At 64.5% G+C, this 10,241-nt stretch carries 7 protein-coding genes; all 7 read right to left on the reverse strand.

Features of this window, described 5'->3' with window-relative positions; translation table 11 throughout:
- Positions 1-89: 89 nt before the first annotated feature.
- Positions 90-1,010, reverse strand: coding sequence for a restriction endonuclease (locus V7D81_RS21945; protein ID WP_349257720.1), 921 nt, complete (start codon positions 1,008-1,010; stop codon positions 90-92).
- 59 nt (positions 1,011-1,069) lie between these two features.
- Positions 1,070-2,236, reverse strand: a complete 1,167-nt coding sequence (locus V7D81_RS21950; protein ID WP_324320339.1) for an aldose epimerase family protein — start codon at positions 2,234-2,236, stop codon at positions 1,070-1,072.
- Between the two features lie 74 nt (positions 2,237-2,310).
- A complete protein-coding gene (locus tag V7D81_RS21955) occupies positions 2,311-3,618 on the reverse strand; it encodes an MFS transporter (protein WP_324320341.1) in 1,308 nt (435 codons plus the stop codon).
- A gap of 195 nt (positions 3,619-3,813) precedes the next feature.
- The gene (locus V7D81_RS21960; RefSeq protein WP_442958371.1) at positions 3,814-5,163 is read right to left on the reverse strand and encodes a cytochrome B6; all 1,350 of its coding nucleotides are present in this window, start codon (positions 5,161-5,163) and stop codon (positions 3,814-3,816) included.
- Between the two features lie 514 nt (positions 5,164-5,677).
- A complete protein-coding gene (gene nagE / locus V7D81_RS21965; RefSeq protein ID WP_324320345.1) occupies positions 5,678-7,375 on the reverse strand; it encodes an N-acetylglucosamine-specific PTS transporter subunit IIBC in 1,698 nt (565 codons plus the stop codon).
- Positions 7,372-9,888 carry a phosphoenolpyruvate--protein phosphotransferase gene (gene ptsP / locus V7D81_RS21970; protein ID WP_324320346.1) on the reverse strand — a complete coding sequence of 839 codons (2,517 nt, stop codon included), beginning with the start codon at positions 9,886-9,888 and terminating at the stop codon, positions 7,372-7,374. Before ptsP ends, nagE begins: the two co-directional genes overlap by 4 nt.
- Positions 9,889-10,027: 139 nt before the next feature.
- The coding region (locus V7D81_RS21975) for a hypothetical protein (protein ID WP_324320348.1) at positions 10,028-10,241 on the reverse strand (214 nt) is incomplete at its 5' end.

Genomic DNA, 10,241 nt, shown 5'->3' on the forward strand with positions numbered 1-10,241 from the left:
TGATGACACTCCTGAACGGTTAGGTCAGGGTGTCCACTGAACCGAAGGAAGCGTCCGATACCCCTTGATCGCGTTGTTAGGTGTTCTTCTCAGTCCTCAGCGAAGTAGTCCGAGTCAATCTTCTTGACTTCGTAAATGGCTACGCTCGTGACACCAACCCCAAAATCAATCATCAGACGCGCGAGTGACTTGCCGTCGATTAGAACGATCTTGGAATCGATTTTCGAAACATACTCGTTTGCTTCTCTGCTGAAATCAGAAGTGGTTATGAAGATGCCCTTGCGGGCGCGCTGCCCTTGCAGTGCACCCGCGAACTTCTGAATTTCGGGACGACCAATAGTTGCATCCCATCGCTTGGCCTGAATGTAGATGTTGTCTAGACCCAGATGATCTTCCTTGATGATGCCATCGATACCCTCGTCACCGCTCCGACCGATTGCTTTTCCGGCATCTTTCCGACTTCCCCCATAGCCCATTTTCACGAGTAGCTCGACTACGATGTTCTCGAATAGAGACGGGTCGGCACCTTTCAACGTTTGAAGGATCTCTGAGGCCAGTTCCGTGCGCAGCCTTTCGTAAGCGAGCTCCAGCGCCTCGTTCGGCGTCTGCGATGCACCCGAATCAGAAGCTATGGACTCCTCGCCTTCTTCAGTCACTCCATCCTTCTTGGGCGATCTGAACTCAATGAATTCAGGAAAGCGTTCGAGATACTTGACGTCGATTTCCGCTGGGCCATCCCGGAGCACCGAAAGCCCCCGATCGGTGATCTGAAAGTACCCTCTTCGGGGGTTCCGCAAGAGCCCAGCCTTCTTCATGTATGTCCGAGCCCAACCAAGTCGATTGATGAACACGGGCTGCTGCCCGCTTGGCAAGAACTCGCTCAGCTCTTGCTCGGACAAGCTGAATTGGCCCGCAAGCGCCTGAGCTGCGTCTTTGAGTTGATGCTCATTTCCGTCTGCCGCGAACCGCAGCAGAGGCAACATGCAGCTTTGGTAGTCTGGGATTGGCACGATTTGTTCTCTATTGTGGAACACCTGAATTATGGCCCGCCGTGACGATGCGCGATCCCTCACTGCACCCCAAACGCATACACCGTGCGCGACTCATAAGTCTCACCCGGCCGGAGCGTCGTCGACGGAAACGACGGCTTGTTGGGTGAGTCCGGGTAGTGCTGCGTTTCCAGGCAGAAGGCGTTGCGCTTGTTGTAGACGTGACCTGACTTGCCGCGCACGCCGTCGAGATGATTGGCGGTGTAGAACTGCACGCCCGGTTCGGTGGTGAAGACTTCCATCGTGCGTCCGCTTTTCGGTTCGACGACGCGGGCGGCACGCACCAGCCCCGGGCCGGCGCGATTGATGGCGTAGTTGTGGTCGTAGCCGCCGCCGAGATGGATCTGTTCGTCGTCCGCATCGATGCGCGCGCCGATGGCGGTAGCGGTGCGGAAATCGAACGGCGTTCCCTGCACGGTCACCGGATCGCCGAGCGGGATCAGGTTCTCGTCGACGTTGCTGTAGCGATCGGCATCGACGGTCAGTTCGTGCGTCAGCACGTCACCGGAGCCGTCGCCGCCGAGATTGAAATAGGAATGCTGCGTGAGATTGACGACGGTGGGCTTGTCGGTCGTGGCGCGATAGTCGATCGCGATTTCGTTCTTCGGCGTCAGCGTATAGGTGACCTGCGTCTGCAGCGTACCGGGGAAGCCTTCTTCGCCGTCCGCGCTCGTGTAAGTGAACGACACGCCGATGTTGCCGTCGCGCTCGAACGTTTGTGCCTGCCACACCACCTTGTCGAAGCCCTTGAGTCCGCCGTGCAGGGAGTTGGGGCCGTTGTTCGCGGCGAGCTTGTAGGTGTTGCCGTCGAGTGCGAACTGCGCGCCGCCGATGCGATTGCCGTAGCGCCCGATGACGGCGCCGAAATAGGCCGTGCCCTTCAGGTACTCGTCGAGCGAGTCGAAGCCCAGCACGACGTCATCGATCCTGCCGTTGCGGTCCGGCACCGTGATCGAAGTGATGATCGCGCCGTAGTTGATCGCTTTGACGGTCATGCCGGCGCCATTCGTCAGCGTGAATGCCTCGACGGCCGTACCGTCCGGCAGGGTTCCGTACGGCGCCTGCGCGATCGTTGCCCTCGCTGCGGCAACCGGTGCCGGCGCACTCTGCGGCGCTGGCGGCCGGTCGCAGGCGGAAAGGCCAAGAATGAGAGCCAGCAGCAGAATCCCTGATCGCAGCAGCTTCATCGAGCGCGCCTCTTGTTGGAGTGATGGTCGGCGGCTCTTATATATGAACCTGTCCGGCGTTGTCACGGTGGCGGCTACTGCGCATCGATCTCCGCGAAGGTCTTGCCGCGGGTTTCACGCGCGAACAGCGCCGCAACCAGGCTGATTGCCGCGGCGATCGCCACGTACATCGCCACTGCATGCGCCGAGCCCGTCTCGCGCAGCAATGCGATCGCGATGATCGGTGCGAGCGAGCCCGCAACGATGGACGTCAACTGATACGCCAGCGACACGCCCGAATAACGGATCGGCGTCGGAAACATTTCCGCGAGGAAGGCTGCCTGCGGACCGTACATGGCCGCGTGCAGGACCAGGCCCACTACGATGGCAACGATCACGGCCGACGTCGCGCCGGTATCGAGCAACCCGAAGAAAGCGAAGGCCCAGACGCCGGTACCGAGCGCACCGATCGCATACACCGGCCGCCGCCCGATGCGATCCGACAACGCACCGAACAACGGAATGCACACGAACTGCACCGCCGAGCCGATCAGCACGGCATTCAGGGCGATCTGGCGCGACAGCCCCTCGACTTCGGTGATGTAAGTGATCGAGAACGCGGTGATGACGTAGTAGGAAATGTTCTCCGCGATCCGCAGTCCGCCGCCGATGAGCAGTGAGCGCGGACGCGTACGCAATGCCTCCATCGCCGGCAGTCGGTGCGTCTGTCGATCCTCGCGCACTTCGGCGAACGCAGGACTCTCCTCCACCGTCGTGCGAACCCACCAGCCGACGACGATGAGGACGACCGACAGCAGAAACGGAATGCGCCAGCCCCAGGCGAGAAAGTCCGCTTCGCTCTGCACTGCGACCATGATTGCGAGTACCGCGGCGGCGAGCAGATTGCCCGCAGCGACGCCGGCCTGCGGCCAGCTCGCCCAGAAACCGCGGCGTGCGGCATCGCCGTGTTCGGCGACGATCAGCACCGCGCCGCCCCATTCGCCGCCGACGGCGAATCCCTGCAACAGACGCAGGACCACCAGCAACACCGGCGCCAGTACGCCGACCTGCGCATACGTGGGCAGGCAACCGATCAGCACCGTCGACACGCCCATCAGCACCAGGCTCGCCATCAGCAGTTTCTTGCGACCGATGCGGTCGCCGTAGTGACCGAACACGAGCCCGCCGAGCGGACGCGCGACGAATCCCAGCGCATACGTGGCGAACGCGAGCATGGTGCCGACGAGCGGATCGGCTTCCGGAAAGAACTGCCGGTTGAACACCAGCGCAGCCGCCGCGCCGTAGAGAAAGAAGTCATACCACTCGATGGTGGTACCGATGAGGCTCGCGAACACCACCTTGCGCAGCGTGCGCGGCGAACCTGCAGTTTCCTGCGCGGCCATCCTTCCCCTCCCCTGCTCGTTTCTGGTTGTGGCGCGATTCTGCACTCGCGGGATCGCGGCGCCCAGCGCGGGAGAGTAGCCGGCCGCCGCTGCCCCCTCCCTGCCCTCTGCTGCACATGGATGTGCAAATGCCGCGGGCGCAGGGATGCGCAGGAGCGGCCCCCGCACGCGGGGGAGGGGAAGATTAAGAGGCAACTACAGCGTGCGCAGGAATGTCACCAGATCGGCCTTCTCGCTCGTCGTCAGTTTCGTCTCGAGGACGAGATTGAAGAACTCGACGGTGTCATCGAGCGTCATCAGGCGATCGTCGTGCAGGTATGGCGGCGAATCCTTGATGCCGCGCAACGGGAAGGTCTTGATCGGACCGTCGGCGCTGGCGAACCGGCCGTTGACGTCGACGGGTTTGTAGAAGCGCTCGGTCTGCAGGTTGTGCATCAGGTTGTCGGTGTAGTACGGCGGCACGTGGCAGGTGGAGCAGCGTCCCTTGCCGAAGAACACTTCCTGGCCGCGCAGTTCCTGTGCACTGGCCTTGCGCGGATCGAGTTTGCCGTCGACGACCGACAGCTTCGGCGCGGGCGGGAAATCCAGCAGCGCCTGGAATTCCGCCATGAAGTGCACCTGGCTGCCGCGTTCGAGTACGTTCACGCCCTTCTTGGTCGCGATGACCGGATCGCCGTCGAAGTACGCGGCGCGCTGTTCGAACTCGGTGAAGTCCTCGATGGTCTTGAGCGCGCGCTGCGAGCCGAACAGTCGCTGGATGTTCACGCCGCGCAGCGTAGGCGTGTCGATGCGATGCCGGAACTGCTGCGGCCGGATGTCGCCGACCAGGTGCGTCGAGGCATTGGTGTGACCGTTGGCATGACAGTCGAAGCAGACCACCCCGCGGCTCGGGCGCACCGTGCGGCGATCCTCGGTCTGGTTGAACTGCTGCTGCGGGAACGGCGTGACCAGCAAGCGCAGGCCTTCGAGTTGCTTGGGATTGAGGATGCCATTGAACAGTTCGTAGTAGTTGTCGATGGTGACGAGCTTGCCCTGCGACACGTCGCCCAGATCCGGCCGCGTCGTCAGGAAGATCGGCGCGGGAAACTCCGGCAGCAGGTGATCGGGCAGATCGAAGTCCAGGTCGAAGCGCGTCAGATCGCGCTGTTCCTGGCGCTTGATCTCGTCGATATGGAACTGCGGGAACACCATGCCGCCTTCGGCCTGGTGGGGATGCGACAGCGGCAGGAAGCCGGCGGGAAACGCACCCTGGTTGCGGATCTGCTCCGGCGACATCCCGCCGAGTTTTTCCCAGGTCATGCCGCGCGACAGCTTGACGCGCACGCCGCCCTGCACGGCCTTGCCTTTCGACATGGTGACGCCGGACACAGGACGATTGCCCAGGTCGTAGCGCGAGTTCAGCAGATCTTTCTGACGCTGCATGACGCCGGCCTTCGCGGCCGACATGCGCTGCACGGTCGTCGCGAAATCTTCCTTCGGCACGACCGGCATGTAGCTCGACGGTGGCGGCTCGGCGGCGGAACAGACGGCGGCGGACAGCAGCATCGCGATACCTGCAGACGCCAGATGATGTTTCGGTCGCGCGCGGGTCGGGCTGGGTAATGGCATGACGCTTCTCCCTGGCTGGGCGTGGGCTGCAATCAATGGCCAATGAGCGGTGCGCGCGGCCGGTTCCGGCCGCGTGATTGATTTTGTGAATATGGAAATTTCGGCAGGCGCCGTCAGAGCCCGACGGCACTGTATTGGCGTCTTTTCTGCTGTAGGTCAGGCTTCAGCCTGACTCTTGAAGGCCGGCTGAGGCCCGATGGCACTGACTTAAGCGATCGGCCCATTCCTTCCGCTCTCCAATCTTCTCCGTAGCTGCATTCAACACGCCACCACCGTAGTGAGTGGTGTGCCCGAGGGGCATCGTGAGCCACCAATCAGAGAAGACCCCCTCCCTGCCCTCCCCCGCTGCGCGGAGGAGGGGAAGAACAAACGCACTTGCGCTTAAGTCAGCGCCATTGGGCTGTGACCGAAGGGAATCCCATGGGGAAGCCGGCCCCACAGGCGTTTGTTCTTACCCTTCTCCGCGCAGCGCCTGCGCGGCCAGTTCCGCCTGCGGGCCGACGATCACATGCCAGGTGCGTTCGTTCACGTGCACGGCGGCACGCGCGCCGGCCGCTTTGATCGCCTCAGCCGTGACCGACGCTGCCTGCTTCAACGTAAGACTGAGACGGGTCGAACTGACGCGCACTTCGTCGATGTTGGCGCGACCACCAAGCGCCGCGGCCAGCGCGGCGACGTCGATCTGCCGTGCATCCGCCGTTGCGATACCGGCATTCAACGCCGCGCGAATATCGCCGGCGAGCTGATCGGCGACCGGCCCTACCACGACCTGCAAGGTATTCGCCGAAGGCCGCACGACGCCGCGCGCGCCGAGCTGCCTGAGCTGTGCCTCGTTGACTGCCGACTGATCCGCAATCGTCAGCCGCAGGCGCGTCGTGCAGGCATCGACCGATGTCAGGTTGTGCGCGCCGCCCAGCGCGCGGATCCAGCCATGCGCAGGAGCGGCGTCCACTGCTGCGTCGACCGTCGTCGCCACGTCTTCCGGTTCGCGTCCCGGCGTCTTGAGATCGAAGCGGACGATCACGAAACGGAACAGCCCGTAATAGAGCGCGAAGTACGCGAGGCCGATCGGCAGCAGCAGCAACGGCCGCGTCGAGCGCGAGAAGTTCAGCACGTAGTCGAACAGGCCGGCCGAGAAGCCGAATCCCAGGCGCACCGAGAACAGATCCATCACCACCATCGCCAGCCCCGTCAGCAGCGCATGAATGGCATAGAGCACGGGCGCGAGGAACATGAACGAGAACTCGATCGGCTCCGTCACGCCGGTGAGAAACGAAGTGAGCGCCATCGACAGCAACAAGCCGCCGACCGCCTTGCGACGTTCGGGGCGCGCCGCGCGATACATCGCAAGGCACGCCGCCGGCAGGCCGAACATCATCACGGGGAAGAAGCCGCTCATGAATGCGCCGGCGGTCGGATCGCCTGCGAAGAAGCGTTTGAGATCGCCGGTCACGCCCTGGTAGTCGCCGAGCAGGAACCAGGCGATGTTGTTGAGGATGTGATGCAGGCCGGTGACGATCAGCGCGCGGTTGAGCACGCCGTAGGCGAACAGGCCGATCGATTCCGAACCGAGCACCGCCTGGCTGACGACATCCATGCCGTGTTCCAGCACGGGCCAGCCGAAGCCGAAACACAGCGCGACGATCAGGCCGGCAAAACCGCTCGCGATCGGCACGAAACGACGGCCACCGAAGAAGGCCAGGTATGCGGGCAGGCGCATGTCGCTGTAACGGTTGTAGAGCACACCCGCGATCAGTCCGGAGATGATGCCGACGGGCACGCTGAGCTTGGAAAGCTCCTTCGCACGGAATGCCGCTTCCGCAAGGGCTACCGCCTGGCCCGTCAGATCGGCACCGACACTTGCCGGCACGGGGATCAGGACCTCGGCACCTTGCGTCGCCACCAGGTAGCCGACGACGCTGGCCAGTCCGGCGGCGCCGTGATTCTCGCGCGCGAGTCCCACTGCGACGCCGATGGCGAACAGCAGGCCGAGGTTGGAGAAGATCGCATCGCCCGCCGCCGCAATGGCGGGAACGTTCAGCAGATCGGGCTGGCCGAGTCGCAACAGCAAGGCAGCGACGGGCAACACTGCGATCGGCAGCATCAGCGCGCGGCCGACCTTCTGCAGTCCGGCAACGAAATTTTTCATAGCGCGATCCTTAGATCGGATGCGGATGAGGCGAGCAACTCACGCACCGCCGCGGCGGATTCCAGCGCCAGCGCGCGTCGCGCCAGCACGCGGCAATCATCCAGTGCGAGCCGCGCGATCATGGCCTTGAGCTGCGGGATCATCGAAGGCACCACCGACAGCTCGCGCACGCCGAGCCCGAGCAGGACCGGCACGGCAGCGGGATCGGAAGCGAGACCGCCGCAGACGGCGACCACCTTGTCCAGTCGCGCGCCCGACTCGGCGGCCATGCCGATGAGCCGCAGGACCGCGGGATGCAGTCCATCGATGCGCGCCGCGAGTTCGGCGTGACCGCGGTCCATGGCGAGCGTGTACTGCGTGAGATCGTTGGTACCGATCGACAGGAAATCCACTTCGGCCGCGATCTGATCCGCGAGCACCGCCGAGGACGGCGTCTCGATCATGACGCCGAGCTGCACGCCCGCCGCGATGCCGAGTTCGCGTCGCAGTTCGTCGATCAGATGTCGCACGGCGCGGATCTCCATGACATCCGTGATCATGGGCAGCAGCACGCGACATTGGCCGGCGGGCTGCACCCGCAACAGCGCCCGCAATTGCGTGCGCAGCAATTCCGGTCGCCACAGGCTCGTGCGTACGCCGCGCAGGCCGAGCGCGGGATTCTCTTCCGCAGGCAGCGGCAGATAGGGAATCGGCTTGTCACCGCCGACATCGAGTGTGCGAATGATCAGCAGCCGTCCCGCGAGTGCATCGGCGATTTCCTGATAGCGGCGCAGCTGCTCCGCTTCGTCAGGCGCGGACTCGCGCTCCAGGAACAGGAACTCGGTGCGCAGCAGTCCGCAGCCTTCGGCGCCTTGCGCAATCGCCGCGTTCGCTTCAGCAAGCGACGCAAGATTGGCGAACACTTCGATGCGCTGCCCGTCGGCAGTGCGACACAGGTTCTGCGCGGCCGAGCGTTCCGCGGCCAGCCGCTGACGGCGCGCAGCGAGCGTGCGTTCGGTTGCCGCCAGTTCGGCATCGTCCGGTGCGACGCGCAGCAGTCCCTGCTCCGCATCGAGGATCAGCGTCGTGCCGTCTTCGATATCGAGCACGTCGGCACCGGCGGCGACGATCGCCGGCACACCGATGGCCGCAGCGAGAATCGACACATGCGACGTCGGTCCGCCGGCCGCGAGACAGATGCCGGCGAGCTTGCGCGCGTCCAGCGAAACGAACTGCGACGGCTTCAGGTCTTCCGCCAGCACGATGGCGCGATCCGGAATCTCGACCTGCGCCGTCGGTGCCTGGCCCAGCAGCGCCACCAGCACCTGATGCTCCAGATCCAGCAGATCATCGACGCGCTCGGCGATGCGCGGATCGCCGAGTCCGCGCAGCACATCGGCGCTGTCACGTACCGCGCGGCGCCAGGCGAATGCAGCGCTCTTGCCGCGCGCGATCGAGCGGCGCGCCGCGGCGACCAGTTCCCAGTCGTCGACGAATTCGAGATGGGCGGCAATGATTTCGCGGGCCGTCGGCGCGGCGGTGCGCCCCAGCTCCTGCAGGCGCTCGCGCACTTGTGAGCGGGCACGGTCGAGTTCGGCGCTCTCGTGCGCAACGCCGGCACCCGCCTCGGTAACGGCGATTTCAGCTTCGCGCAGGTAGAAGGCCTTGCCGACGGCGAGGCCGCGACTCGCCACGACACCGCGCAGACGCGAGCGATCCGCCGAACGCGTCGGCGCCGCAGTGCGGATGGGTGTCGCGGCGGACCTGCCTGCGGCGGGCGGCTCGAGTCCATCGATGAGTCTGCGAATACCTTCGATGGCCGTCGCCGCGTCGGCACCGCGCGCCACCACGATCAGTTCGTCGCCGCCGCGAATGCCGAGCGACATCAGCGCGACGGCACTGCGGGGATTGGCGCTGCGGCCGTGCGCCTGGATCTCCACTTCCGCGGCGACGCCGCGTGCGAAGCCTGCAATCAATGCTGCGGGCCGCGCGTGAATTCCGTGTTCGTGCGCGACGCGAATGCGTTCGCTCTTCTGTTCGCTGACACCCGCACTGACCGCAGCCGCCGCAGCAGCGGTCGGCACGATCTCCAGCAACGGATCGCCCGCCGCGACTTCGCGGTTCTCATGACGCCCGACGATCTCGAACTGCTCGGCATTGGTGAGGATGACGGGCGTGACGAGGCTCTTCGCCTCGCGCGCCAACAGTTCCAGATCGAACGTCAGCAGGCGATTGCCGGCACGGACGCGGGCGCCCTGCGCAACATGCAACTGAAAGCCGCGACCAGCGAGATTCACCGTATCGATGCCGACGTGCATCAGGATCTCGGCGCCGTTGTCGGCGCGAATCGCAATGGCGTGATGCGAGGCGGCGATGGAAATGATCTCGCCGTCGCAGGGTGCGACCAGTTCGTTGGTCGTAGGATCGATGACGAGTCCGTCGCCGAGCATCTTCTGCGCGAACACGGCGTCTGGCGCCTCGCTGAGCGGGGCACTCCAGCCGGCGAGCGGAGCCCACAGCGTGAGTCGGGTCATTGCATCGCCTCGGGGGCGAGCCCCCTCCCTGACCCTCCCCCGGCGGCCGGGGGAGGGAAAAACGCGCAGCTCGCATTCTCTCTTCCCCTCCCCCGGTCGCCGGGGGAGGGTAGGGAGGGGGCCACGCGCGCGTAACGGTTCATTGCAGTCCAATCAGCTCGATGCTGTCGATCACCCAGATCGGATCGACGGACTTGCGCGTGAAGATGAAACACAGATCGTGCTGGCCGACGCGGGACGCAATTTTTGCCGGTGGCAGTGCCGTGACGGTGTCGCTCGATACGGCCGGTGCGAGCGGCAGTGTCGCCAGCTTTTCGCCCTCGCAACTGTCGAGACGAACCTCGAGCTCGCCC

The sequence above is a fragment of the Povalibacter sp. genome, from assembly GCF_036735925.1.
Lineage (GTDB): Bacteria > Pseudomonadota > Gammaproteobacteria > Steroidobacterales > Steroidobacteraceae > Steroidobacter.

What these genes read in the sequence shown, in the direction of transcription:
- V7D81_RS21950 (WP_324320339.1), bottom strand. Translation starts at nt 2,236, where the DNA reads ATGAAGCTGCTGCGATCAGGGATTCTGCTGCTGGCTCTCATTCTTGGC.
- V7D81_RS21960 (WP_442958371.1), bottom strand. Translation starts at nt 5,163, where the DNA reads ATGCTGCTGTCCGCCGCCGTCTGTTCCGCCGCCGAGCCGCCACCGTCG.
- nagE (WP_324320345.1), bottom strand. Translation starts at nt 7,375, where the DNA reads ATGAAAAATTTCGTTGCCGGACTGCAGAAGGTCGGCCGCGCGCTGATG.
- V7D81_RS21955 (WP_324320341.1), bottom strand. Translation starts at nt 3,618, where the DNA reads ATGGCCGCGCAGGAAACTGCAGGTTCGCCGCGCACGCTGCGCAAGGTG.
- ptsP (WP_324320346.1), bottom strand. Translation starts at nt 9,888, where the DNA reads ATGACCCGACTCACGCTGTGGGCTCCGCTCGCCGGCTGGAGTGCCCCG.